Origin of the sequence: Polynucleobacter paludilacus (assembly GCF_018687595.1) — a bacterium.
GTDB classification, from domain to species: Bacteria; Pseudomonadota; Gammaproteobacteria; order Burkholderiales; family Burkholderiaceae; genus Polynucleobacter; species Polynucleobacter paludilacus.
The window spans coordinates 767948-793936 of sequence record NZ_CP061298.1 but is presented as its reverse complement, the minus strand read 5'-3'; the positions used below and the strand labels follow the sequence as shown (position 1 = coordinate 793936).

Below are 25989 nucleotides of genomic sequence, written 5' to 3'. Positions count from 1 at the left end.
CTACGGCAACTGGGTGGCAAGCCAAGGCATTTTAAGAATGCGCTCAGCTTCGTAAGCCTTAATTTTATCTGCATGGCGCAGAGTTAGCCCAATATCGTCCAAACCATTGAGAAGGCAGTATTTTCTGAAGGGTGCGACCTCAAAAGCATAGCTTGTGCCGCCTGGCAAAATGACTTGCTGACTGTCTAGGTCAATTGTCAGCTGGTAACCATTAAAGGCCTGAGTTTCATTGAATAAATGATCGACCTGAATTTCAGAAAGAACAATCGGTAATAGACCGTTTTTGAAGCAATTATTGTAAAAAATGTCCGCAAAACTAGGGGCGATAATGGCTCTAAAGCCAAATTGAGACAAAGCCCATGGCGCATGTTCGCGCGAGCTTCCGCAGCCAAAGTTTTTACGGGCCAACAAAATTCCAGCGCCTTGATAGCGAGATTGATTTAAAACGAAGTCGGGGTTGATTGGACGGTTAGTGCAATCTTGACCTGGCTCGCCATGATCTAAATAACGCCACTCATCAAACAGATTTTGGCCAAAGCCAGTTTTCTTAATCGATTTCAAAAATTGCTTCGGGATGATCGCATCAGTATCAACGTTCTCGCGATTCAAGGGAGCAACTAAGCCCTGATAGACGGTGAACTTATCCATAATTATTTAACCGGTGTAACAACAACATCTTTCCCTTTAGTTTGGGAAGAATTATTAGTTGAAGATTTGGGGTCCATCGAAGTCCCCATATTCTGCAGATCTTTGCCAACACCTTCCATGGTGTTTGCACAAGCTGTCAAGATCATGCCCAATAGGCCAACCAAGATGAGTCTAGTAATGAGAGAAGTTTTACGCATAGCAAGCTTAGGAAATTTTCCGAATATCGACAAAGTGGCCTTCAATCGCAGCAGCGGCCGCCATCGCTGGGCTCACTAAATGGGTTCTACCGCCATTGCCTTGGCGACCTTCAAAATTACGATTTGAGGTGGAGGCGCAGCGCTCACCAGGCTCGAGACGATCTGCATTCATAGCGAGGCACATCGAGCAACCCGGTTCACGCCATTCAAAACCTGCAGCCTTAAATACCCGATCCAGTCCCTCGCGCTCCGCTTGAGCTTTTACCAAACCGGATCCAGGAACTACGAGAGCAAGCTTAATATTCGGTGCAATTTTTTTGCCGATTCGATCAACCACTTTTGCGGCAGCTCGCAGGTCTTCGATGCGACTATTAGTACAAGAGCCGATGAATACTTTATCGACGGTGATATTGCTTAGCGGTGTGTTTGGCGTCAAGTCCATATACTGCAAGGCACGCTCCATCGCATCACGCTTATTAGGGTCGCGCTCTTTCTCAGGATCAGGCACGCGATCACTGATGGGTAAAACCATTTCTGGCGAAGTACCCCAAGTGACTTGCGGAGCAATTTCTTCTGCACGCAGCTCAACCACTGAATCAAATTGAGCGCCTGGATCAGAATGCAGGGTGCGCCAATACTGCAGAGCATGACGTAAAGCCTCGCCCTTTGGTGCATAAGGACGACCTTGGAGATAGTCGATAGTCGTTTCATCAACAGCAACCAGGCCGGCGCGAGCGCCAGCCTCAATCGCCATATTGCAGATGGTCATCCGGCCTTCCATCGATAGGTTGCGGATGGCTTCGCCAGCAAATTCGATTGTGTAACCAGTTCCGCCCGCTGTTCCAATTTTGCCAATGACAGCCAATACGATATCTTTTGCAGTGCTGCCGGGTTGTAAACGTCCGTCGACACGCACCAACATATTCTTGCTCTTTTTCATGAGCAAGGTTTGAGTAGCCAGAACGTGCTCAACCTCTGAAGTGCCGATACCAAACGCTAAGGCACCAAATGCACCATGGGTACTGGTATGAGAATCACCGCAGACAACAGTCATACCAGGCAAGGTGGCGCCCTGCTCTGGTCCAATCACATGAACGATGCCCTGACGAGTGTCATTCATTTTGTATTGCGTAATACCGAAGGCATCGCAGTTTTGATCGAGAGTATCGACCTGCAATTTAGAAATTGGATCGCTAATGCCTTGCGAACGATCAGTCGTTGGCACATTGTGATCAGATACCGCAAGGTTGGCAGAAATACGCCAAACAGGACGACCCGCTAAGTTTAAGCCTTCAAATGCCTGAGGACTGGTGACTTCGTGTAACAACTGACGATCGATGTAGATCGTCGCCGTGCCATCCTCTTCGGAGTAGATGACATGGTCATCCCATAATTTATCGTAAAGCGTACGTGACATAAAAACCTTATTTACGATCTGCTAAAGCTGGCACTTTGCGTGATGTTTCACCGGTATAGAGCTGACGTGGGCGACCAATTTTATATTCAGGATCGGTAATCATCTCTTCCCATTGGGCAATCCAGCCTACGGTTCTTGCTAATGCAAAGATGCAGGTAAACATTTCAGTTGGCACACCAAGAGCGCGCTGCACAATACCTGAGTAGAAATCGACGTTTGGATACAGTTTGCGGCTGACGAAATATTCATCTTCTAACGCGATCTTCTCCAAGGTCATCGCTAACTTGAATAAAGGGTCATTTTCAAGTCCCATCTCCTTCAAGACCTCATAACAAGTTTCACGCATCAGTTTTGCACGGGGATCAAAGTTCTTATAAACACGGTGACCAAAGCCCATTAAGCGAACACCGGAATTCTTATCTTTCACTTGCGCAATGAACTCATGAATTTTATCGACACCACCATTGGCCTGAATCTCATTGAGCATTTGCAAGCAAGCTTCATTCGCACCACCATGTGCTGGCCCCCATAAACAAGCAATACCTGCAGAGATTGCTGCAAAGGGGTTGGTGCCCGAGGAACCACAAAGACGTACGGTGGAAGTGGAGGCATTTTGTTCATGATCAGCATGCAGAATAAAGATGCGATCTAAAGCGCGAACCAACACGGGATTGACCTTGTATTCTTCGCAAGGAGTGGCAAACATCATGCGCATGAAGTTTGCGGTGTAGGACAAGCTGTTATCAGGATAGATAAAGGGCTGACCAACAGAATACTTATAAGCCATGGCAACCAAAGTCGGCATCTTAGCAATCAGACGAATCTGAGCAATTTGGCGAGCCTTCGGATCGGTATAGTCGATCTGATCGTGATAGAAAGCAGCCATCGCACCAACCAGGCCAGTTAAGACGGCCATTGGATGCGCATCGCGACGGAAACCGCGCAAGAAAAATTGCATCTGCTCATGCACCATGGTGTGATGCGAGATCATTTCCTTGAAATCAGCATCTTGTTCTTTGTTTGGCAAGTTGCCGTTAATCAGCAAATAGCAAACTTCCATGAAGTCACATTTACCAGCCAAATCTTCAATGGGGTAACCGCGATATAGCAGCTCGCCTTTATCGCCATCGATATAGGTTATCTTGCTATTACAAGAGGCTGTAGACAAAAATCCAGAATCATAGGTGAACTTACCAGTCTGACCATACAGCTTGCGAATATCAATTACATCAGGACCGACGCTGCCTTGATAAATTGGCAAATCAATGTCTGGCGAACCATCTGAAAATGATAGTTTTGCTTTGATATTCGATTCATTCATGTCTAGCCTCTAATCTTTCAATCTGTTGAGATTCAAAACTCCGAAATACAGCAAATAAAGTACAGCTTAAATAAAAACTACTTTTCCCTCAATCGCATCATCACCTTCTGATAAGCGGGAGAAAAAGAAATCTCTTTTAAAACAGACAACTCATCCTTGCGACCAATTAATAAGTCCATTAAGTCATTGTCATCCAATGCCAGCAGCTGTTTTAGCACTTGACCATCTTCTGCATTGAGATCAGCAGCATAACGATCAAAAAATCGCTGCAGAATTAAATCGTTTTCCAACAATCCTCGGCGAGCATCGCTCTTTAACCGATATAACTCTGCATTACTCAAACTCATGAGCTTAGACAGTCCTACGAACCATTAACTCTTTGATCTTGCCAATCGCCTTAGTAGGATTCAGGTGTTTAGGACATACATCCACGCAATTCATGATGGTATGACAACGGAATAAGCGGTATGGGTCTTCCAAATTGTCCAGGCGCTGTGCAGTGTCTTCATCGCGGCTGTCGGCAATAAAACGATAGGCTTGTAACAAGCCAGCTGGACCAACAAACTTATCGGGATTCCACCAGAAAGATGGGCAAGAAGTAGAGCATGAGGCGCACAAAATGCACTCATACAAACCATTGAGCTCTTCACGCTCTTCTGGGCTCTGCAAGCGCTCTTTCTCAGGCGCCGGATTGTCATTGACCAAATAAGGCTTGATCGAGAGATACTGCTTGAAGAACAAGGTCATATCGACAATCAAGTCACGCACCACTGGCAAGCCAGGTAATGGGCGCAGAGTGATGACCTTAGGCAAGGTCAACATATTGGTTAAGCAGGCCAAACCGTTTTTACCGTTGATGTTCATCGCATCGGATCCGCAAACACCCTCGCGGCACGAACGACGATAAGAAATACTCTCATCTTGTTTCTTTAAGGAGATCAGTGCATCTAACAACATGCGCTCGCCGTTTAATTCCAGCTCATAGCGTTGCATGCGAGGCGCTGCATCAACCTCTGGGTCGTAACGATAAATTTCAAAAATCCGGGTATCACTCATCTTTTATCTCTCTTATCGATCTCTAACTTAGAAAGTACGTTCTTTGGGTGGAACAGATTCAACCGTTAAGGGCTTCATCACGACGGGTTTGTAATCTAAGCGGTTACCTTCGCTGTACCAAAGGGTGTGTTTCATCCAGTGATCATCATCGCGATGAGGATGGTCATCGTGGGAATGAGCGCCGCGACTTTCCTTGCGAGCAGCTGCAGAAGTCATCGTAGCATTGGCAGTTTCAATCAAATTAGCCACTTCCAGAGCTTCAATGCGTGCGGTATTAAAAATCTCCGACTTGTCTTTTAACCAGAGATGGTTTGCGCGCTCGGTGAGCTGAGCCATCTGACGAAGACCTTCATCCATTAACTCTTGGTTGCGGAAAACACCAGCATAGGTTTGCATAGTCTTGCGGATGTCGTTGGCTACATCTTGTGCATACTCACCAGAGCTGGAGTTATCCAACTTCGCAATACGTGCAAGCGTCTGCTCACCGGCATTTGCAGGCAATGGTTTGAACTCTTGTTTTTTCAAATCAGCAGCGACAATGTGGTTGCCAGCGGCGCGACCAAAGACCAAGAGATCCAGCAATGAGTTCGTACCGAGACGGTTCGCGCCATGCACGGATACACAAGAGCATTCACCGATCGCGTAGAGACCATGCACGATCTCGTTTGGCTTGCCGTTCTTTGGCACAACAACTTGACCATTAATATTGGTTGGAATACCACCCATTTGATAGTGGATGGTTGGCACCACAGGAATATTTTGTTTGGTAACGTCTACGTTAGCAAAGTTAATACCAATCTCATAAACCGATGGCAAACGCTTCATGATGGTGTCTGCACCAAGGTGAGTCAAATCGAGTTCGACATAATCACCATTAGGACCACATCCACGACCTTCTTTAATTTCTTGATCCATACAACGGGATACGAAATCGCGTGGCGCTAAATCTTTATAGGTTGGCGCATAACGCTCCATGAAGCGCTCACCATGCTTATTACGCAAAATGGCACCTTCACCACGACAACCTTCGGTCAATAGAACACCAGCGCCCGCTACACCAGTTGGATGGAATTGCCAAAACTCCATATCCTCTAATGGAATACCTGCGCGTGCAGCCAGACCCATACCATCACCAGTATTAATAAAGGCATTGGTTGAAGCTGCCCAAATACGACCTGCACCACCAGTAGCCAGCATCACTACCTTAGCTTCCAAGATATAGACCTGACCGGTTTCCATTTCGAGAGCGGTAACACCAACCACATCGCCCTCGTCATTGCGGATCAAATCGAGAGCCAACCACTCAACAAAGAAATTGGTTTTTGCACGCACGTTACGTTGATACAAGGTGTGCAACATGGCATGACCGGTTCGATCTGCCGCTGCACAAGCGCGTTGCACCGCTTTCTCACCATAGTTGGCAGTATGACCACCAAATGGACGCTGATAAATAGTGCCATCTGGATTGCGGTCAAACGGCATACCAAAGTGCTCTAACTCATAAACTACTTTTGGCGCCTCGCGACACATAAATTCGATGACATCTTGGTCGCCCAACCAGTCAGAACCTTTGATGGTGTCGTAGAAGTGATAGTGCCAATTGTCTTCGTTCATATTGCCAAGCGCTGCGCCAATACCGCCCTGCGCTGCTACGGTATGGGAGCGAGTTGGAAATACTTTAGTCAAGACGGCAACATTCAAACCGGCTTCAGCAAGTTGTAATGAGGCACGCATGCCAGAACCACCTGCGCCGACAATGACTGCATCAAAGCGGCGACGTGGCAAAGCTTTTTTAATCTCGGTCATCGAATTACACTTTCCACAAAATTTGTACAGCGTAAGCGGCGCAAGCCACCAAATACAAGACGGTTAATACCTGCAAGCCCAAACGAATACTCACCGGCTTAACGTAGTCCATCCAGATATCCCGAATACCAATCCAGGCGTGATAGAACAAGCTCAGCAAAGCCAACAGGGTAAGCAACTTCATGAATTGATTGCTAAAGAGGCTTGACCATGCCGCATAACCAGTACCACCAGTCACACAATAGTCAACCAAGAGAACAACGGTAAACACCACCATCACAATCGCCGTAATGCGCTGAATGATCCACTCTTTCAGGCCGTAATGCGCACCAACGACTAAGCGCTTAGGTCCAATTTGATATTGAGGCATGAGGTTTCCTTAGTAGATGGCAAACATTTTGAGCCCAACGATTGCTGTTAGACCCAAGCCGAGGAAAAAAACGATGATTGCAGAGCGATTAGATTCGGTTTTACTGATGCCGATCTCGAGATCAAGCAACAAATACCGAATGCCGGCACAAAAGTGATGCAAGAAGCACCAAATCAGCCCCAAACAAATGAGTTTGACCAAGACATTGCTGGTTAAACCCTGAAATGCTTGATAGGTTTGCTCAGATGCCAGACTTTGATCAAGCAAATACAAAATAAATGGGAGCAATAGAAATAAAACAGCACCGCTGATGCGATGAAGAATCGACACCTTACCCGCCCAAGGGAGTCGGTAATGAATTAATTGGGCTAAGCCAATATTCCGAAATACGGGCTTATCTTTTTTAACGTCCTGCTGTGCATCAACCATGGGCAATCTCGATATTTAGGTGGAGGTTCAGTTCAGTCTTGCTGTGTCGCAACATATTCTATTGGAAACCACAGAAAGTGTAGGTATTTTAGGTGGAATTAAGGTTTTAGTGGTTTTTACTAAGTTTTTTAGTGATCTAGTTAAGCATATTTTGGTAATGTTGCTGGGTTGTGTCATAACGTGCCCTACGGATTTCAACAGGTTTATTGCCATAGGTAAAAGCCAGACGTTCAACCAATAAGACGGGGTGCCCAACCGGAACATGAAGATGAGTGCTCAGCAGCGCATCGGCAGCAATAGCCTTAACTTTTTCTTCTGCTCTGACCATATGGGTTGCAAAGCGGGTTTCGTATAGCGCATAAACGGGACCAGACCACAAATTTAGCATCTCCAAATCAAGCTCTTTGAATCGGGTCGCTGGAAGTAAAATTTGTTCAAAAACAATGGGTTTGCCAACAAAGCTTTGAACGCGATTCACTTCTATTAGAGGATCACCCGTCTTCAATTTAAGTAATTGCGCATCTTTTGCGCTGGCCTTCACCTTTTTACAAGCCAGAAACTGACTAATCAGAGGGAACTTTTGCCCCTCATCCGGCACCAAATGCAAGAAGCGATATTGCCAGTCTTCTTCGTGGTGGGTTGCCACATAAGTACCCTTACCCTGTCTTCTGACCAGAAGATTTTGGGCTGCTAACTCATCAATCGCCTTGCGAACCGTCCCCTGGCTCACTGAATAACGGGTCGCCAACTCCATTTCACTGGGAATCAGCGAGCCTGGCAACCATTCTGCAGCCTGCAGACTGGCCAGAATTAATGCCTTGATCTGCTGATATAGGGGGCTGAATGACGCACTTGCGGTTAATACCTCGGGCACAAGATCTCCAATTTCACACTTGAATTCGCTAAAATCACCGGGTGTCTAGGTCTTATATAAGACATCTTTGACAGTGTAAATCTAAACTTCATTCACTTGAATGGATAATAGAAAAGTTTTCGAATGGATATGAACCCTCAATTAACCTTCCTTTGGAGTTAAAAGTAATGGCAAAAGCCCCAATGCGTGTCGCCGTGACCGGTGCAGCCGGTCAAATTGGATATTCCCTTCTATTTCGCATCGCCAATGGCGACGTGCTCGGCAAAGATCAGCCAGTGGTATTGCAATTACTCGAAATTCCGGATGAAAAAGCCCAAAAGGCCCTCCAAGGCGTCATGATGGAGCTCGAAGATTGCGCCTTTCCATTGCTCGTAGGCATGACAGCGCACTCTGATCCCATGACCGCATTTAAAGATGTAGATATTGCCTTTTTAGTCGGCGCACGTCCACGTGGCCCTGGCATGGAACGCAAAGATTTGCTCGCAGCCAACGCCCAGATTTTCACTGCACAAGGTAAAGCGCTCAACGCGGTTGCTAAGCGCACAGTTAAAGTATTGGTGGTTGGTAATCCAGCCAATACCAATGCTTACATTGCGATGAAATCCGCACCCGATTTACCAGCCAAGAATTTCACAGCCATGTTGCGCTTAGATCACAATCGCGCACTCTCCCAGCTCGCAGCCAAGATGGGTAAACCGGTTGGCGATATCGAGAAACTGGTTGTTTGGGGTAACCACAGCCCAACAATGTACCCTGACCACCGCTTTGCAACTGTTGGCGGCGAATCTGTTAAAGAACTGATCAATGATCCGGTTTGGAATAAAGAAGTTCATATTCCAACAGTCGGTAAGCGTGGTGCAGCCATCATTGAAGCGCGCGGCCTTTCTTCTGCAGCCTCTGCAGCTAATGCAGCTATCGATCATATGCATGATTGGGTGCTTGGTACACATGGCAAATGGGTCACTATGGGCGTTCCTTCCAATGGTGAATATGGAATACCTAAGGATGTCATCTACGGCTTTCCAGTCATCTGTGAAAATGGGGAGTACAAAATTGTCGAAGGCCTAGAGATTGATGAGTTCTCACGCGAGCGCATGAACCATACCCTCAATGAGCTTCTTGAGGAGCAAGCTGGTGTTAAACATTTGCTTTCTTAAGAAAGTTCCAGAAAATGAAAAGTACACTACTTAAAGTAACGTTAGCACTTGCAGCACTCGGATCAAGTGGCTTTGTCCTGGCTGCTGATGAAACTTTCACTTGGAGCTGTGGAGAGAGTCATCAATTTAAAACGACCGGTGGCACTGAAAATCTAGTTTTAACCTGGGACTCTAAGAATTATGAGATGAGACGAGAAACATCTCTGCCCGGAAGCTTGCGTTACAAAAATACAAACTCCGGCTTTGATTTGGTAGTCTTACAGAATAAAGCCATGTTGTTTAATATGCGCTCAGGCACCCGCTTGGCAGACTCCTGCCAAACTGCCGAGATGCGCACTGGAAAATTACCGCATCTTTTTGCAGGGGCTGAGCCCTTCACACCAGGGCGGTAAAGCTTCAACTTCGTAAGAGAATGCAACAGGCCGAGAATTCTCGGCCTTTTGTTTAATGAAATAGTGGTTGTTGTGACGGCGTATCCTCAGGCATCTCCGCATGAACCTGTTCACCAAGGCGGTCAGGGAAAAGCGGTGCGCCGCAATCATCGCAGAGCTCAGGATCGAAGAGCATTGCATGACGAAAGACATCTTCTACACCAGCATCGCGCAAGGCATCACAGATACGTTTAATCGGGCTTTCATCATCTGACAAATCATTGAGTGCATCATTAGCGACACTCTCTCGATCGTATAAAGGCCAGATCACACCATAGTTGATTTCAGGAGACCCTTTGATACTGAAAGAAATCCGATATTCATCTGCCTGCTCTTCACCAAAGGCTCCAACCACTGAAGAGAGTCCTGCGGGTAAAACACCCATCGTTGACTCCAAGAAATTGACTGCAGCACGAATGCTTAAGGGTCGAACATGCTTATCAGCTAAACGGCAGTTGGTAAAATATGCTTCTGGCAATAAAAGCTCAAACTCACATCCTGGCAACAAAGAAGCGATCGGATCATGCATCGCATTCTGCCATCCAATGAGACTCACGCCCCGCTCTTGCCGCAGAGCAGCCTCAGCTTGCCAGCGAAATAAAGCTGAACTAGTTGGAGCGGCAGCTACCGCCACAATGAAGCGCGGATCGGCTAGCACGGCAATGGTTTCAGACATATTCTTTAACTCAAGCTTGATATCGCTGCCAGTGACTGCTGCCATAGCCAATGTTTCTGTTAACACGCGCGTTTGACAATGCGACTGAGGCATTTGATCGATGCTATATAACCAAGGAACAATGGCCAAGCGCGTGTCTGGCGCAATCACCGTATTGTGAAGTGCCTGAGCGGTAGCCTCTACAACACTGGCGGGTAATGGGCCAGAAGGAATTTGATAACGCGTATGCGCAACAATGGGAATTGCTAGCAATAAGGCATCCCATTGCTGACCTTCGTGTTGAATGCTGATGGACTCAGCTAAAGTTTCTGCAGTATCTGCTAAGACCTCAAATGCGATCGTGTTGATTCGGAAGGTTTGATCAAGCGCAGCATCAATCACATTTTGATTTTGACTTTTTAGCAAGCGCAATAGTCTTTCGTCGAGTCGGTTTTCCCAAAAACGATCTTCTACTTGGCTCCCTGAGGCAGCCAAGGAAATAGAGTCTGCCACTAAACGTTCTGTCTCAGGCGAACTTCTTTGTGAACTTTTACTGCGATGAATAGCCATGCTTATTTTTTCTCCGCACGTCGAAAGACGGGTTTATCGGGTTTAGACTCACTGGCACAGTACTTGTAACCATCTAAATTGAATCCTGTTAGATCAGCCGGCTTGGTAAGACGATTTTCGACTACGTAGCGTGCCATTAAGCCTCGCGCACGCTTGGCATAAAAAGAGATAATTTTGTACTTACCGTCCTTAGCATCTTGAAAGGTAGGTGAAATCACCCTGCAAGCCAAATCTTTAGGCTGCACTACCTTGAAGTACTCCTCGGAAGCCAGATTCAGTAAGCATGGCTCTTTTTCTTGCTCAAGTAGCTTTTTGAGTGCCTCAGTTACCCGCTTACCCCAAAAAGCATACAAATCTTTGCCTCTGGCATTCGCAAAGTTGGTTCCCATTTCTAAGCGATAAGGCTGCATCAGATCTAAAGGGCGCAAAGCACCGTAGAGTCCCGACAAAATCCGTATGTGGTCCTGTGCAAACGCAATAGCCTTTGGGCTGAGGCTGTTGACATCAAAACCATCATAGACGTCCCCATCAAAAGCAAAAATGGCAGGCTTACTGTTCTCCGGCGTGAATTTCTTTGACCAATCACGATAACGACCAACGTTGAGGGCGGCTAGTTGGTCTGATACACCCATTAATTTGGCAAGCTCCTGAGGGGAAAGCTTTTTAAGGTCGGCAATGAGCTTTGCTGACTCGGTAACGAATTCAGGCAAGGTACTTGACTTAACTTTAGCGGGAGTCTCGTAATCAAGGGATTTTGCTGGGGAAAGGACGATCAACATGGCACAATTTAAGAATATTTATACCATTCTAGCGATTACTCAACCTAAGTGCCCGTTACTGCCTAAACTACCCTATTCGTGAGCTCAAAGCAACCAAGGAATATCAATATGAGTAAAAAACCAGCCCAGCAAATGATTGATGTCTATAGTTGGGCCACTCCAAATGGCCACAAGGTTCACATCATGCTCGAGGAATGTGGCTACCGTCTCGGGAAAGACTGGCTTGCCCATCCAATTGATATCGGAGCAGGCGATCAGTTTAAGCCTGAGTTTTTAAACATTAGCCCTAACAATAAAATTCCGGCCATGGTTGACCCAAATGGTCCCGATGGAAAACCCATCAGCATTTTTGAGTCAGGCGCGATCTTGCTTTACCTCGCTGCTAAGACGGGCAAATTTCTCCCAAAGAGTACGCGTGCAAAGTATGAGGTCTTGCAATGGTTAATGTTCCAAATGGGTGGACTAGGCCCCATGTTGGGACAGAACCATCACTTTCGCATCTATGCCCCAGAAAAAATTGAGTACGCAATCAATCGCTACACCAATGAGGCAAAACGTTTATACGGAGTACTAGATCAACAACTGAGCAAAACCCCGTTCATCGCTGGTAAAGAGTATTCCATTGCCGACATGGCGATCTTTCCATGGACTCGTAATTGGAAAAATCAAGGGATTGAGATCGATGAGTTCCCCCACTTCAAGAAATGGTTCGAAAAGATTTCTGCTAGACCAGCGGTTAGGCGGGGTGTTGAAGTGTTAACGAATCTACGTAAGCCTCTAACGGATGACAAGGCCAGAGACCTCTTATTCGGCGCGAGCCAGTACCAAAAAAGGAAGTGAAATGACTATTCAATCCGTAGGCATTATTGGAGCCGGGACAATGGGTAACGGCATTGCCCAAGTGTGTGCAGTGGCGGGTCTAGATGTTGTGATGATCGACATTAATGAGGCCGCAGTAGAGCGTGGCCTTAGCCAAATTAGTAAAAGTCTAGATCGTTTAATCAAGAAAGAAACCTTGAGCGCTGATGATAAAAATAAAGCACTCAAACGCATTAAAGCTAGCACTTCTTATACTGATCTCAAGGGTCTAGGGTTGGTGATTGAGGCGGCGACTGAGAACCAAGCCGTAAAAGAAAAAATTCTGCAACAGATTGATGAAATCGTTGGCAAAGACACCATCATTGCTACCAATACATCTTCACTATCGATCACTAAACTCGCAGCACTCAATTCAGAACCCGCCCGCTTTATCGGGATGCACTTCTTTAACCCTCCCCCATTGATGGCTTTGGTTGAGGTGATACGCGGACTCCAAACTAGCGATGCTACCCATAGCGCCATCATTGAGATGGCTAAGCGCGTGGGTAAAGAGCCGATTACTGTGAAGAATTCACCCGGCTTTGTCGTCAATCGTATTTTGATTCCAATGATTAATGAAGCCTTCTTTGTTTTACAAGAAGGTTTAGCAAGCCCTGAAGATATTGATGCTGGGATGAAGCTGGGCTGCAACCAACCCATTGGTCCGCTCGCTTTGGCCGATCTCATTGGTTTAGATACTTGTCTTGCGGTCATGGAAGTCTTTTTTGAAAACTTTAGTGACTCAAAATATCGCCCCTGTCCGCTTCTGCGTGAAATGGTTGCCGCTGGCTATCTTGGGCGCAAGACCGGGCGTGGCGTCTTTCACTATGAGCAGTAAGCTTGATATCAACATCTAAAGGAAAGTTTGTGAATCCACTACCGCCAGTCGTACGCTATTTAGCCTATGCGGGTTTGATCCCGTTTATTGGCCTTGCCTTAATGGTGCAACTGGCACCGGCTCCGCTGAACTACCTTAGCGCTGAATCGATTGCGAGCTATGGCGCCATCATTGTGGCTTTTATGGGCGCATTGCATTGGGGCGCCAATCTACATGCCCTTGGTAAACCACCGAGCGGTGACCGCTGGATTGATCGTAATGCCTGGATCTGGGGCATCACCCCCGCTCTGATCGCTTGGGTTGCACTCCATATTTATATTCCTGTCAGCCTCATTATTTTGGCGGCAACTCTGGTGATACAGCGCAATATTGATCAAGATACGTATACCTACTACTTTGATGATGATGCGGCACGTATAGCTTTTATGACTATGCGCACACGCCTGAGCTACGTTGCTGCAGCTTGCTTAACCTGGGCAGCATTAGTTATCCTATTTATCCAAGGTTGATTTAGATCCTCATGAGCGGTCTTTTTGAAAGCAATCCACCGCCGCCATTAGCTGAGGCATTGCGTCCGCAAAGTATTGAAGAGGTCATTGGCCAGACACATTTATTGGCTCCAGGTAAACCACTTAATCTCGCCTTTGCCTCAGGCAAACCGCACTCGATGATTTTATGGGGTCCACCTGGGGTAGGCAAAACCACTTTAGCCCGTTTATCCGCAAAAGCGTTTGATCGAGAATTCATTGCACTATCCGCTGTCTTAGCGGGTGTCAAAGAAATTCGGGAAGCAATTGAACGTGCCGAACAAAATATGGCGCAGTACGGCAGACAAACCATTTTGTTTGTAGATGAAATTCATCGCTTTAACAAGAGTCAACAAGATGCATTGCTACCTCACGTCGAGTCAGGTCTATTTACTTTTATCGGCGCTACAACGGAGAATCCTTCATTTGAAGTCAATTCAGCCCTGTTATCTCGGGCGCAAGTGTACGTCTTGCAATCGCTATCTCCACCTGAGTTAAAAGAACTGATTCAGCGAGCCCGGATAACATCAATGCCGCAGATAGACTTTGAAGAATCTGCTTTGGATACCTTGGTTGCTCATGCTGATGGTGATGCTAGACGTTTGCTCAATTTGCTGGAGCAGATTCGGAATGCAAGCTCGGCATCCAACTTAGAGACTCAGAAAATCGATGATGAGTTCATCACCAATGCACTCAGTATGCAGACTCGACGCTTCGATAAAGGCGGCGATCAGTTCTATGATCAAATCTCTGCCCTACATAAGTCTGTTCGCGGCTCCGATCCCGATGCATCACTCTATTGGTTTTGCCGCATGATGGATGGTGGCGCCGATCCTCGCTATCTTGCAAGACGCATTATTCGCATGGCCTGGGAAGATATCGGTTTGGCCGACCCTAGGGCTATTCAGTTGGCCAATGATGCCGCCCTCACCTATGAACGGCTCGGCTCCCCAGAAGGCGAACTCGCTTTAGGGCAGGCAATTGTGTATTTAGCGGTGGCTGCGAAAAGTAATGCGAGTTATAAAGCCTTTAATGCCGCAAAAGCGTTTGTTGCTAAAGATGCGACTCGACCAGTACCGATTCACCTACGCAATGCCCCTACGCAACTGATGCAAGAGCTCGGCCACGGGAAAACCTATCGCTATGCCCATGATGAAGCACACGGCTATGCTGCCGGTGAAAGCTATCTACCAGAGGGAATGGCTGCTCCCAATTGGTATCAGCCCGTTGATCGTGGCTTAGAAAGTCAAATTGCTGAGAAGATGGCTTTCTTACGCCAACTCGATACTGAAGCAAAGAAACCATAAACTCCTAACTCTATTGATCGATCCACCTATCTAACACCCAAAGGAAACATGATGCGTAATTTACTAGCTGGCTTTATTTTGACTATTGCTTGTTTCACAAGCCAACTCGCTTTAGCGGGGCCTAAGGTTGAATTTAAAACGACAATGGGCAACTTTGTAGTTGAGCTGGATGCAGATAAGGCACCAAAGACCACGGCAAACTTTCTAAACTACGTAAAAAGTGGTTTTTATAATGGTACGATCTTTCATCGCGTGATTGATGGTTTCATGATTCAGGGTGGTGGATTTACACCTGACCTAGTACAAAAACCAACCAATGCTCCGGTTGTCTCTGAAGCACAAAACGGCTTAAAAAATCAGGTCTATACCATTGCGATGGCACGCACATCGGATCCTGATTCTGCTACAGCACAGTTTTTTATCAACGTCAAAGACAATCAAGGACTCGACTACCCGAATGCCATGGGTAATGGTTATACCGTTTTTGGCAAGGTGATTTCCGGCACTCAAACGATTGATGCTATACGTCAAATTCCAACTATGGTCGCTAATGCACCACGCATGGGTCGCATGGGCGATGTACCTAGCAAGACAGTGACGATTGAATCAGCCACCATATTGAAATAATCACTCTGTTTATTACGCTTGGGGATTGTTTGCCATGATTCTGTTAGATGATTCAGAAAGTACCGCAAGCAATCCCACTAGTCGCCTCTATCAAGACGCCCTTCACTATTGGTGCATTTATCCCAGCGAGCAAGCTAAAGAAAATCAGACTGCTCTTGAAGGCGTTTTCATAGAATTAGCTGAGGCCTCCGCCAGAGGAGAATATCTGGTGATCGCCCTGGCCTATGAGTTAGGCCTGTACTTTCAGGGGCTCAAGCTATCAGCAAATGATCATCCCCTGATTGAGGCTTGGTCTTATGTGAAGTATGACGAGCTATCTAAGGAAGCCGTCGATGAGTTCCTCGTATCGAGCATCAATCGACTGCCCGAAAACGAAACCTACTCCGGCATATCAGATCTCAATACCTCAATTGATTTTGCCCAATTTTCATCAGATTTAGATCAAATTCGAGAATGGATCTTGGCGGGCGATGTATACCAAATCAATCACACCTATCGCCTTAAGGGACGAGCTTATGGTTCAGAATTAGCTCTCTACAATCGCCTGCGTAAACGTCAGCCGGGGCGTTATGGCGCCTTTATCCAATCCGAGAAGCGCTCTATTTTGTCGCACTCCCCCGAGCTGTTCATTCAGCGAAATGGCGATACCTTACTGGCCATGCCAATGAAAGGAACTGCAAGTGCCCTCAATAGCAATGGGTCTGAACTTGCTCGGGATCCCAAGAATCAAGCTGAGAATGTCATGATCGTGGATTTGCTGCGCAATGATATGGGGCGAGTAGCTCAAACGGGTTCGGTTAAAGTCTCTCAATTATTTGAGGTAGCAAGACATGGCGATGTCTTGCAAATGACCTCAACGGTAGAGGCCACACTAAAAAAGGGGGTCTCTTTCGAAGAAATCCTACGAGCTGTTTTTCCCTGTGGGTCTGTTACAGGGGCGCCTAAAAAGCGGAGCATGGAAGTGATTCAGCAACTTGAGCCTGAACGTGGCTACTATTGTGGGGCAATTGGTTGGTTAGATCCCGATCAACGCTTTGCCTTAAGCGTACCCATTCGCACGTTAGAAATTACACATTCAGAGCGTGAACAGGCTTCCACTTTGACTATGGGTGTTGGTGCTGGTATCACCATTGAGTCTAAGGCGGATGAGGAATGGGAAGAATGTAAGATTAAATCTGCTTTTCTGACTGAACTCACGAGCACTGTAGGCTTATTTGAAACCATTCTCATCCAGCATGGCACAGCACAGCTTTTAGATCGACACTTTGACCGACTTCAACATTCAGCAAAATACCTAGGCATCCCGTTTGAGCGTAATGGGGTTGAGCAATACATTGCAAAAGTGTTCGACGTATACAAGTGGGGTTCATCGTTATCACAGCAACACCGCTTCAGATTGGATTTAAGTCCAACCGGCGAGCTGTCGCATAGTATTTCAGAGCTGAGCCCTCTCTCTGATTCTGTAAAACTCTTTTGGGCAAGTGATTTACTACCTGATCCAAGGTATGCAGTGATGCAATCACAAAATGTCTTACTTCAGCATAAGTCGCACTCTCGGACCTGGTATGACCGAGCATGGCAATTGGCAGAAGCAAAAGGGGGATTTGATGCCCTCTTCCTCAATGAAAACGGCTTTGTTACTGAAGGAGGTCGAAGTAGTCTCTTTATTCGAAAGCCCAATACGACAGCATGGCTTACCCCTCCAGTCAGCGCAGGACTTCTTCCTGGGATAATGCGGGCCCAGATTCTTGGCGACCCTAGCTGGAATGCCCGCGAGATGAACCTAACTATAGATGATGTACTCCAGGCAGATAAAATAGTGATCACCAATGCATTGCGTGGCGTAGTTCCTGCGCATCTATAGAAAGACTTCATGAAGTTTTGCTCCGATTGTGCCTCACCCCTAGTTCTGCGAATTCCTGCAGATGATTCTCGCGAGCGCTTTGTTTGCGAGCAATGTGGCATGGTTCATTATGAAAATCCCCGCAATGTAGTCGGTAGCATTCCAGTGCATGGCGATAAAGTCCTGTTATGTCGTCGGGCTATCGAACCACGTTACGGATATTGGACCCTACCAGCAGGCTTTTTAGAAATCGGTGAAACCTGTAGTGGGGGTGCTGTCAGAGAAACCATGGAAGAAGCCGGTGCAACTGTAGATATTGGCCCCTTATTTTCTCTATTAGATGTTGTGCATGCCGAGCAAGTTCATCTGTTCTATTTGGCTCAAATGAGAACCCCCGAGTTTGAGGCTGGCGTTGAAAGTTTAGAAGTGGCATTATTTTTAGAAAAAGATATTCCTTGGCAAGATTTAGCTTTTCCTACTGTCAAGCAAACACTGGAGTGGTATTTCGCTGATCGAGCTGCAGGACGCTTAAATCAACTTGACGCAATGATGGTTCACACCCGCGATATTGCTCGTGGTGAAAAAATATAAGCCTCCGGATTGATGAATCGTATACCTTGGCTGGGTCCTAACGAGCCATTCCCAGATCCATTAATAACATGCGATCCAGATGCCAATGTTCCAGGCCTCTTTGCCGTTAGCGAGCGTATATACCCCGGTCAATTGCAATCTGCTTATCAACTGGGCATATTTCCTTGGTACTCAGATAACCAACCCGTATTGTGGTGGTCCCCTGATCCCCGCATGGTGCTCATACCACATCAATTTAAATGTAGCGGCTCTTTAAAGAAAACTTTACGTCACTTCATCGCTGATGAATCGAAAACCATTACCGTTGATCAAGACTTTTCGACGATCATGCGCGCTTGTGCAACCAGTGAACGTAAAGGCCAAGATGGTACCTGGATCACTCATGAAATTGTGGATGCATACACCGCACTTTTTGAACAAGGCCGAGCCCATAGCATTGCTGTAATGGACACCGGAGTCTTGGTTGGCGGTCTCTACTGCGTCTGCTTTGGTAAGGCCGTCTTTGGTGAATCCATGTTTAGCAGGCAAGCAGATGGCTCAAAGATTGCTCTAGCTGCCCTTAGCGCTTTTTGTGTCCAAAATGGCATCCCGATGATCGATTGCCAACAAGAAACTGCCCATCTACGCTCACTAGGCGCAGCCCCAATTGAACGGAAGGCCTTCTTGCAATCACTGCAGACCTCGCTAAATCAAACTAAGATAGAGTTACCATGGAACTTTACTAAACAGATTCTTCAACACTGGCTATGACGCAGCTCAAAGAACTCCCCTTAACCACTTTGCAGTTTTATGCCACTGCTCCCTATGAGTGCAGCTATCTTCCCAATCGGACAGCTCGCTCTCAAGTAGCTACACCCTCACACTTAATTCATGCGGACGTTTACAGCGAGTTAGTCAACGCCGGTTTTCGTCGCAGCGGTCTATATACCTATCGCCCTTACTGTGATTACTGCAAGGCCTGTATTGCAACTCGCATTCTGACTAATGAATTTACGCCCAATCGCAGTCAACGTCGAGCACTTAAAAGACATGAAGGATTACAAGCCCATGTTTTGTATTTAGGTTATCAAGCAGAGCATTACGAACTCTATCAACAATATCAAAATACCAGGCACGCTGGCAGTGAGATGGATCGTGATGATCAAGATCAATACATGCAGTTTTTGATTCAGAGTCGTGTGAATTCTCGTATCGTTGAGTTTCGCGATGGGCCAAATGACGCTCATCCTGGCCGATTACGGATGGTCAGCATGATTGATCTGCTTGATCAAGGCATTTCTTCGGTCTATACCTTCTACGATACGAGCGATCCCAGCGCCAGCTACGGAAGCTATAGTATTTTGTGGCAGATTCAACAGGCATTAGAACTCAAGCTTCCCTATCTCTACTTGGGGTATTACATCAAAGATAGTGAAAAAATGTCCTATAAGATCAATTACAAACCGATTGAAGGTTTGATTGATGACCATTGGCAGTTTCTCACTGAGGGATAATTCGCTTTCATGCTCGATAGTTACCGACTCCTACGGCCTTGCTTATTTGCTCTAGAACCTGAGCAAGCTCATAACCTCACCCTCGCCTCACTCGATAAGACTCAACAATGGGGGCTTTTGCAATACTGCATTACTAAACCAGCCCCTGATCCACGTGAATTTTGTGGCCTTCATTTACCCAATCCCATTGGGCTAGCAGCTGGTCTTGATAAAGATGGCAGACACATTGATGCACTAGCTAGCCTAGGCTTTGGCTTCCTAGAGATTGGTACCGTTACCCCGCTTCCCCAGCCCGGCAATCCCAAACCCCGCATGTTTAGAATCAGTGAGGCCAACGCGCTCATCAATCGCATGGGTTTCAACAACGATGGTGTAGAGGCTTGTGTGCAACGTGTTCGTCAATCCCCATATTGGCAAAGTGGCGGCATTGTTGGCTTAAATATTGGCAAGAATGCCATCACCCCAATTGATCAAGCCGCCGATGATTATGTCTTGGGCATGAATGCCGTTTATGAAATTGCCTCCTACATTACCGTCAACATCTCCTCTCCAAACACTAAAAATCTTCGTGAATTACAGGGCGAAGCGATGTTACGCAATCTGCTTGGTAGTTTAGATTTTGCACGACAGCGATTAAGTGATCGTTTTGGTGTGCGCAAGCCTCTTTTCTTAAAGATCGCGCCTGATTTAGATGAAACAGATATTCATTTGATTGCGGACCTATTGATGGAATTTGGCATCGATGCAGTCATTGCCACCAACACAACCATTGATCGCTCTGCTGTGCAAGACCTACCTTCAAGCAATGAGTCTGGAGGCTTATCGGGTGCACCAGTGAAAAGTCCATCTAATCATGTACTCAAAATACTGAAGGCACGACTTCAAGGCGAGCTCCCCATTATTGGCGTAGGCGGCATTATGTCTGGAAGTGATGCATTGGAAAAGGTACACCTTGGAGCAAGTCTAGTTCAGATCTATACCGGACTGATCTATCGAGGCCCGAGATTAATATCAGAATGTGCAATGGCTCTCAAAGGCATTTAATTGCTACTGGTGCCCTTTTTTAACTCCAAAGGGGGACTGTCATTAATATTTCATAATATGCAATTTGATTGAGAATCGCTACAATTGCCATATGGATACGAATAAACCCATAGCGAACGCCAAAAAAACTGATGTAGTCGGTAAAACTGCGATCCAAGTAGTGGAACGCATGATGAACCTGCTCGATGCCTTAGCGGAGCATGAAGAATCCAGTAGCCTGAAAGTCCTTGCAGAAAAAACCGCCTTACACCCTTCTACTGCGCATCGCATCTTGAATGACATGGTTGCCTGTCGGCTGGTTGAACGGGGCGATGGCGGCACATATCGGCTGGGTCTGCGTTTATTAGAGCTCGGCAACCTTGTCAAAGCTCGACTTTCAGTAAGAGAAGCAGCTCAAGGACCGATGCGAGCATTGCATAAACTCACTGGCGAAACCATCAATTTATCCGTGCGCCAAGGTGATGAAATCGTCTATGTTGATCGAGCCTACAGCGAACGTTCGGGTATGCAAGTCGTTCGAGCGATTGGCGGTCGTGCCCCGCTTCACCTCACCTCGGTCGGCAAACTCTTTCTATCGCATGATGATCCTAGCCAAGTCAGGGCCTATGTCACTCGGACTGGTTTATCGGGTCATACCAAAAATAGCATTACCGATTTAAAGACCCTAGAAACCGAACTCACTCGCGTACGCGATCTTGGTAGCGCCAAGGACAATGAAGAGTTAGAACTGGGTGTAAGTTGTGTCGCAGCAGCGATTGTTGATGACACAGGCAAATTAGTGGCTGGACTTTCTTTAAGCGCACCAACGGATCGTATACAGCCCGACTGGCTTAAGGCGCTTCAAGAAACGGCCCTGCAAATCTCAAAGGGCATTGGCTTTAAAGGCGCAAGCAAAGAAGCTTAGGCCTACATCAAGCGACGAATTGGCTGCACTTCGCCAAGTGGAATATGAGAGTACCAATCACGAACTCGAACGGCATCAGCAAAGCGGGACTGAGTTCCTACTGAATCTAAGAAGACCAGTAAAAGTGGCGTGTTGTTCACACGTGCTTGCATCACCAAACATTTACCGGCAGCATTAATAAAACCCGTTTTTTGCAGACCAATATCCATATCACCGGATCGCACTAGACGATTGGTGTTCAAGAATTTTTGTGGCCGATTACGAATCACCATTGTTAAGTCGGGCCAGGTAGAGAACTCCCGAATCATTTTATATTGGTAAGCCGCATTGAGCATCCGAACCAAATCCTCAGCAGAAGACACATTCTCACTAAGCAAGCCGGTTGGATCTGCATAGTGCGAATGCTCCATCCCAATCTCTTTGGCTTTGCGATTCATGGCATCAACAAAAGCTGGGATACCGCCTGGATAATTGCGACCCAAGGTGTAAGCAGCGCGGTTCTCGGAGGACATTAAGGCCAGATGCAAGGCATCTTCACGACTCAAAACCGTGCCCTCAGCCAAACGGGAATGCTTATAAATATAAGCATCGTCGGCATTAATGGTTAAGTTTTCATCTAATGGTAGCTGGGAGTCTAATACCACCATCGCTGTCATCAGCTTGGTGATCGAAGCAATCGGTAAGCTCACATTAGGATTCTTCTCAAAATACACTTCCTTGGTATTTTGATTGACGACGATCGCAACACTAGACTTGAGGCTGAGTTCGTCGCGCTGACCTCGTAAACCCATTGCAGTGGCGAAGGAAGGTCTTGCCTCTATGGCGGGGGCTGCTTTTCGGGTAACCGTTACCCTAACACCTCTTGGTTTTTTAGCAGTTTTTGAATTCGTTTTAATTGAATTGGCTGTAGGAGCAGCTGGGGGTGAGTTACTGGTTTTGTTACTAGCCGTAGCAACTGTTTTGGTCTTAACTTTGGATTTTTTATTAGTACCAGACGTTGATGCGGTTTGCGCATGGCAAGTGATAACAACCAGGAACAGGCTGCTCAAGCATACTCGCCAAAATTGATTCAAATGCATCCCAAATACCTTCCTAAACTGTCAACAACCATGATGATAAAGAAACTGTCAAGCAAACTCGAGTTTTTGTGCCCTATTCTGCGACAGATGGGACTGTGTTTGCTTTACCGCTATTGACCAAAACAACGCCCGTCATTGTCAAAGCAAGCCCTAAGATCATCAAGACATTAAATGGCTCATCAAACATCAGCCAAGCAATCGCTGCAGTTGTTGGTGGTGTCAGATATAAAAGACTGGTCACTTTGGTTGCGGCGCCCTTGCGAATCATCATAAATAACAAACTAATGGATCCAATCGAGAGTGGAATAACGGCCCAAAATAAGGCTGCGATAACTGAAAAATTCCAAACCATCTCAGAAGACTCGAAGAAATACATGACCCAAAATGCTAGGAAGGCAGAGATTCCAAACTGAATAGCCGATCCAGCACGCAAATCAAAGACCGGACAATGCTTCTTCTGATATAAGGTTCCAAAGGTAATAGAAAACAAGGCGCCCAAAGCAAAGAGGTAGCTTGTAAATGGGATATGAGCGAAACCGATCTTTTCGGCCACAACTAAGGCTACACCCGAGAAACCAAATACAAGACCGATCCACTGTTTTGGGTGAACCTTCTCAGAAATCCATGAGGCAAACCATGCTGTAAGAATAGGTTGCAGACCCACCATAATGGAAACGAGGCCGGCACCCATACCCAATCTGACTGCCGACCAGACGCCGAACACATAGCCGAACTGTAAAAAAGCCCCCGCAATTGCAATATGCTTCATTTGCTCTTTGCTAGGCCAAACTATTCTCCACACGCAATTTAGTAGCGCCATGACCACCAAAACACCGCAGAAGCGCCAAAACAAAAATGTGGCTGGCTCAACATATGGCATTGCTAGTTTGGCAATGATGAAACCGGTGCTCCAGAGAAAGACAAAAACAGGTGCTATGACTCTATCGAGCTTGAAATCCATGCCGGCCTAAAAGATGGGAAGTAATGGTTAATTAGTAATTAGAGTCAATTTTAGGCTGATTTAATATCAGAACCCCATGAGCAATGCATTCAAAGGAAAATATTGCATTGCATCATAAATGGATAGGATCTTCACCCAATTGATTTATTTAAATAATGGACGCATAGTCATCCTTGAAAGATCCAATGAAAGGGATTGAAATGAACTTAACACCAGAACAAATGGCAGCCGCGCAAAAAGCCAATTTAGAAACCCTCAGCGGCCTTACCAATCAAGCCCTTCAAAGCATTGAGAAATTGGTGGAGCTCAATATGCATATTGCCAAACAAAGTTTAAGTGACAGCATGAGTAATGCCAAGAAAGCAATGGAAATTAAAGATATTCAACAGCTACTCACTCACCAAGCTGAAGCTGTGAAGCCGATGGCTGAAAAAATGATGGCTTATAGCCGTCACCTCTATGAATTAGCCCATGAGACCCAAGCTTCATTTACTCAGTCTGCCGAAAAAGAATTTCAGGCAAGTCAACAAAAAATCAATGCATTAGTTGAGGGCTGGACTAAAAATGCGCCCGCAGGATCAGAAGCTGCAGTCCAAGCGATGAAACAAGCCATTGCCTCTGCAAATACGGTATACGAAACCAGTCAAAAAGCGGTTAAGCATGCGGTAGAGCTGGCGCAGAATAACTTAAATAAGGCTTCGGAATCTGTAATGTCGGAAATCAATAAAGCTAGTAAAGCCAAAAAATAACTAGCGTCATTCAATGAGTAGCAAACTCCTAACTAGGATTTATCCTAGTTTAATGTTTGCGCAAGCAATTGCTATTAAAAAAAGTTTTTAGATTGTCAATGTAGCGCAAGGACTTTGAAGCCTCAGTAACCTGCTCTTGGGCGTATTGTTGTGCCTGACCGGTTGATTGATAAGCCTTACCTTGCCACGATTGTTGGGCCTTAGCAATTCGGCTGGATTCCGTTGAAAGTCGATTAAGAAAAACTGTTGGGTCAGAGGTATTGATTGGACTACAAACTTCCGATGTACTGAAACCTCTTCCCAGTAAATCATCCATCTGCGTGGCATTTGCCACTATGCTGATAAAAAGCAAACAGTAGCAATAGTTTTTCATTGCGAGCTTGCGGATTTAGGCTGCCAATAATTCTTTTTTATTCTTTTGATACTTTCCAGCCCTTGAAGGGACATGGCAAAGATTACAAAGATAGTCCTCATTCAAGTCATATACGTCGACAATAAATTTACCTTTACAGCAAGAACATGCTTCAGTTTTTAGCAGTTTCTGATCCGTAAATCGCACTAAGGTCCATGCACGAATCAAGCTTAATACGGGCTCATCACTCGCTGGGTGGTCATCGGTCTGCTCAATGCTGTGATATTGCTCCAAATAGAGCTGATAGGACTTAATCAAAGCCTGAATACCTGTCAGACCTGCATGTTCTTTTAAAAAATGATAGATATTCAAGAACAATGAAGAATGAATATTGGGTTGCCAAGTTAAAAACCAATCTGTGGAAAATGGAAGCATCCCTTTCGGTGGCGAAAAACCGCGCATCTCTTTGTAGAGCTTAGTTAAACGCTCGCGAGACAAATCGGTTTGAGATTCCAATAACTGCAAACGGGCACCTAATTTAATGAGCTCGATAGCCAACTGTAATTGTGCTGATTCATCAACAATGCTTTTGACTTTCATGCGATTCGCCCTGGCTAAGATTAAGAAACGGCTTCGACTTGCTGGCCGGCCATCAAAATGGAGCTATGCGCAATTGCCTGGGATTGACCCTTTTGGTTGCTTGTCAACATACCCAACATCACAGCATCATCAAAGCGGAAACGAGTCAGCATCATATTTGCACTGGCTAATTTAATTATTTGAGCATTGCTCAATGTACCAAGCAAGTCTGCAATGTCTGCGCTGAGGCCTAAGCGGAAAATGGCATGCGCCTTATCACCCCGAATCATCTGTTGAGCTAGCATTAAATAATTAAGGTTGGCATCTCGAATTTCCTGAAGAAGGACTTCTTGTGCTTTTTCAATCAGTTGCATTTATGACCTCGATTCGGTTTGGAAATAAAAAAGTATTCCGGATGCGTAGTTTGTCAGTTTGAGAAAAAAGCTAAATAAGACAACTTATGTACTTTTTGTAAGTAAAAATCTGACATAATCGCTAAAAATGCTTGGATTTCAACCATGCCTGAG

General features: G+C 46.0%; 30 protein-coding genes. 14 read left to right on the top strand and 16 right to left on the bottom strand.

Annotated features, from left to right (window positions below):
- The 10 genes from leuD to AOC06_RS04205 form a co-directional block, all read right to left on the bottom strand.
- Positions 1-648, bottom strand: a complete 648-nt coding sequence (gene leuD / locus AOC06_RS04250; protein ID WP_215381488.1) for a 3-isopropylmalate dehydratase small subunit — start codon at positions 646-648, stop codon at positions 1-3.
- Between the two features lie 2 nt (positions 649-650).
- Positions 651-845 carry a hypothetical protein gene (locus AOC06_RS04245; protein WP_215381486.1) on the bottom strand — a complete coding sequence of 65 codons (195 nt, stop codon included), beginning with the start codon at positions 843-845 and terminating at the stop codon, positions 651-653.
- 7 nt (positions 846-852) lie between these two features.
- Positions 853-2262, bottom strand: coding sequence for a 3-isopropylmalate dehydratase large subunit (gene leuC / locus AOC06_RS04240; protein ID WP_215335575.1), 1410 nt, complete (start codon positions 2260-2262; stop codon positions 853-855).
- 7 nt (positions 2263-2269) lie between these two features.
- Positions 2270-3583 (bottom strand): citrate synthase, encoded by a 1314-nt coding sequence (gene gltA, locus AOC06_RS04235; protein WP_215381484.1) that lies wholly within the window; start codon positions 3581-3583, stop codon positions 2270-2272.
- 77 nt (positions 3584-3660) lie between these two features.
- Positions 3661-3930: a succinate dehydrogenase assembly factor 2 gene (locus tag AOC06_RS04230; protein ID WP_215350902.1), complete on the bottom strand. Its 270-nt coding sequence runs from the start codon at positions 3928-3930 to the stop codon at positions 3661-3663.
- 4 nt (positions 3931-3934) lie between these two features.
- The gene (locus AOC06_RS04225) at positions 3935-4639 is read right to left on the bottom strand and encodes a succinate dehydrogenase iron-sulfur subunit (RefSeq protein WP_215381472.1); all 705 of its coding nucleotides are present in this window, start codon (positions 4637-4639) and stop codon (positions 3935-3937) included.
- A 27-nt stretch (positions 4640-4666) separates the two neighbouring features.
- Positions 4667-6445, bottom strand: coding sequence for a succinate dehydrogenase flavoprotein subunit (gene sdhA, locus AOC06_RS04220; protein ID WP_215381470.1), 1779 nt, complete (start codon positions 6443-6445; stop codon positions 4667-4669).
- A 4-nt stretch (positions 6446-6449) separates the two neighbouring features.
- A complete protein-coding gene (gene sdhD, locus AOC06_RS04215) occupies positions 6450-6815 on the bottom strand; it encodes a succinate dehydrogenase, hydrophobic membrane anchor protein (protein WP_215381468.1) in 366 nt (121 codons plus the stop codon).
- 9 nt (positions 6816-6824) lie between these two features.
- Positions 6825-7244 carry a succinate dehydrogenase, cytochrome b556 subunit gene (gene sdhC / locus AOC06_RS04210; protein WP_215279053.1) on the bottom strand — a complete coding sequence of 140 codons (420 nt, stop codon included), beginning with the start codon at positions 7242-7244 and terminating at the stop codon, positions 6825-6827.
- Positions 7245-7380: 136 nt separating this feature from the next.
- Positions 7381-8118 (bottom strand): GntR family transcriptional regulator, encoded by a 738-nt coding sequence (locus tag AOC06_RS04205; protein WP_215381465.1) that lies wholly within the window; start codon positions 8116-8118, stop codon positions 7381-7383.
- 167 nt (positions 8119-8285) lie between these two features.
- On the opposite strand from AOC06_RS04205, the gene AOC06_RS04200 reads away from it, so the two are divergent.
- Complete coding sequence (locus AOC06_RS04200) at positions 8286-9275, top strand: malate dehydrogenase (protein ID WP_215381462.1); 990 nt, start codon at positions 8286-8288, stop codon at positions 9273-9275.
- 14 nt (positions 9276-9289) lie between these two features.
- Complete coding sequence (locus AOC06_RS04195; RefSeq protein ID WP_215381459.1) at positions 9290-9667, top strand: hypothetical protein; 378 nt, start codon at positions 9290-9292, stop codon at positions 9665-9667.
- Between the two features lie 52 nt (positions 9668-9719).
- Here AOC06_RS04195 and AOC06_RS04190 read toward each other — a convergent pair whose 3' ends face one another.
- Together AOC06_RS04190 and yaaA are read right to left on the bottom strand one after the other, a co-directional pair.
- Positions 9720-10931, bottom strand: a complete 1212-nt coding sequence (locus tag AOC06_RS04190; RefSeq protein ID WP_215381457.1) for a DUF2863 family protein — start codon at positions 10929-10931, stop codon at positions 9720-9722.
- A gap of 2 nt (positions 10932-10933) precedes the next feature.
- A complete protein-coding gene (gene yaaA, locus AOC06_RS04185) occupies positions 10934-11710 on the bottom strand; it encodes a peroxide stress protein YaaA (RefSeq protein ID WP_215381456.1) in 777 nt (258 codons plus the stop codon).
- Positions 11711-11842: 132 nt separating this feature from the next.
- Between yaaA and AOC06_RS04180 the strand changes: the two genes are divergently transcribed.
- The 11 genes from AOC06_RS04180 (at position 11843) to AOC06_RS04130 (ending at position 21742) form a co-directional block, all read left to right on the top strand.
- Positions 11843-12550 carry a glutathione binding-like protein gene (locus AOC06_RS04180; protein ID WP_215381802.1) on the top strand — a complete coding sequence of 236 codons (708 nt, stop codon included), beginning with the start codon at positions 11843-11845 and terminating at the stop codon, positions 12548-12550.
- 1 nt (position 12551) lies between these two features.
- Positions 12552-13406 (top strand): 3-hydroxybutyryl-CoA dehydrogenase, encoded by an 855-nt coding sequence (locus AOC06_RS04175; RefSeq protein WP_215381454.1) that lies wholly within the window; start codon positions 12552-12554, stop codon positions 13404-13406.
- 29 nt (positions 13407-13435) lie between these two features.
- The gene (locus tag AOC06_RS04170; RefSeq protein WP_215381452.1) at positions 13436-13915 is read left to right on the top strand and encodes a DUF3429 domain-containing protein; all 480 of its coding nucleotides are present in this window, start codon (positions 13436-13438) and stop codon (positions 13913-13915) included.
- Positions 13916-13926: 11 nt separating this feature from the next.
- Positions 13927-15240, top strand: coding sequence for a replication-associated recombination protein A (locus AOC06_RS04165; RefSeq protein ID WP_215381450.1), 1314 nt, complete (start codon positions 13927-13929; stop codon positions 15238-15240).
- Between the two features lie 51 nt (positions 15241-15291).
- Positions 15292-15867, top strand: a complete 576-nt coding sequence (locus tag AOC06_RS04160) for a peptidylprolyl isomerase (RefSeq protein ID WP_439650696.1) — start codon at positions 15292-15294, stop codon at positions 15865-15867.
- A gap of 34 nt (positions 15868-15901) precedes the next feature.
- Complete coding sequence (locus AOC06_RS04155; protein ID WP_215381446.1) at positions 15902-17731, top strand: bifunctional chorismate-binding protein/class IV aminotransferase; 1830 nt, start codon at positions 15902-15904, stop codon at positions 17729-17731.
- A gap of 9 nt (positions 17732-17740) precedes the next feature.
- Positions 17741-18301, top strand: coding sequence for an NUDIX hydrolase (locus tag AOC06_RS04150; RefSeq protein WP_215381443.1), 561 nt, complete (start codon positions 17741-17743; stop codon positions 18299-18301).
- Between the two features lie 12 nt (positions 18302-18313).
- On the top strand, positions 18314-19051 hold the full coding sequence (gene aat, locus AOC06_RS04145) for a leucyl/phenylalanyl-tRNA--protein transferase (RefSeq protein ID WP_215381440.1): 738 nt from the start codon (positions 18314-18316) through the stop codon (positions 19049-19051).
- Positions 19048-19794 (top strand): arginyltransferase, encoded by a 747-nt coding sequence (locus tag AOC06_RS04140; RefSeq protein ID WP_215381438.1) that lies wholly within the window; start codon positions 19048-19050, stop codon positions 19792-19794. The genes aat and AOC06_RS04140 overlap by 4 nt, the downstream gene beginning before the upstream one ends.
- Before the next feature lie 9 nt (positions 19795-19803).
- Positions 19804-20838 (top strand): quinone-dependent dihydroorotate dehydrogenase, encoded by a 1035-nt coding sequence (locus AOC06_RS04135; protein WP_215381435.1) that lies wholly within the window; start codon positions 19804-19806, stop codon positions 20836-20838.
- A 91-nt stretch (positions 20839-20929) separates the two neighbouring features.
- Positions 20930-21742, top strand: coding sequence for an IclR family transcriptional regulator (locus tag AOC06_RS04130; protein ID WP_215381432.1), 813 nt, complete (start codon positions 20930-20932; stop codon positions 21740-21742).
- Between the two features lie 2 nt (positions 21743-21744).
- Here the strand turns inward: AOC06_RS04130 and AOC06_RS04125 are convergent, their stop codons facing one another.
- Positions 21745-22791 (bottom strand): serine hydrolase, encoded by a 1047-nt coding sequence (locus AOC06_RS04125; protein ID WP_255880054.1) that lies wholly within the window; start codon positions 22789-22791, stop codon positions 21745-21747.
- Between the two features lie 103 nt (positions 22792-22894).
- Complete coding sequence (locus AOC06_RS04120) at positions 22895-23782, bottom strand: DMT family transporter (RefSeq protein WP_215381429.1); 888 nt, start codon at positions 23780-23782, stop codon at positions 22895-22897.
- 200 nt (positions 23783-23982) lie between these two features.
- Here AOC06_RS04120 and AOC06_RS04115 point away from each other — a divergent pair, with 200 nt between their 5' ends.
- Positions 23983-24531 carry a phasin family protein gene (locus tag AOC06_RS04115; RefSeq protein WP_215300294.1) on the top strand — a complete coding sequence of 183 codons (549 nt, stop codon included), beginning with the start codon at positions 23983-23985 and terminating at the stop codon, positions 24529-24531.
- Between the two features lie 388 nt (positions 24532-24919).
- Here AOC06_RS04115 and flhC read toward each other — a convergent pair whose 3' ends face one another.
- Both flhC and flhD read right to left on the bottom strand, forming a co-directional pair.
- Positions 24920-25483, bottom strand: a complete 564-nt coding sequence (gene flhC / locus AOC06_RS04110) for a flagellar transcriptional regulator FlhC (protein WP_215306138.1) — start codon at positions 25481-25483, stop codon at positions 24920-24922.
- 20 nt (positions 25484-25503) lie between these two features.
- Positions 25504-25836: a flagellar transcriptional regulator FlhD gene (flhD, locus tag AOC06_RS04105; protein WP_215381427.1), complete on the bottom strand. Its 333-nt coding sequence runs from the start codon at positions 25834-25836 to the stop codon at positions 25504-25506.
- Between the last annotated feature and the right edge of the window lie 153 nt (positions 25837-25989).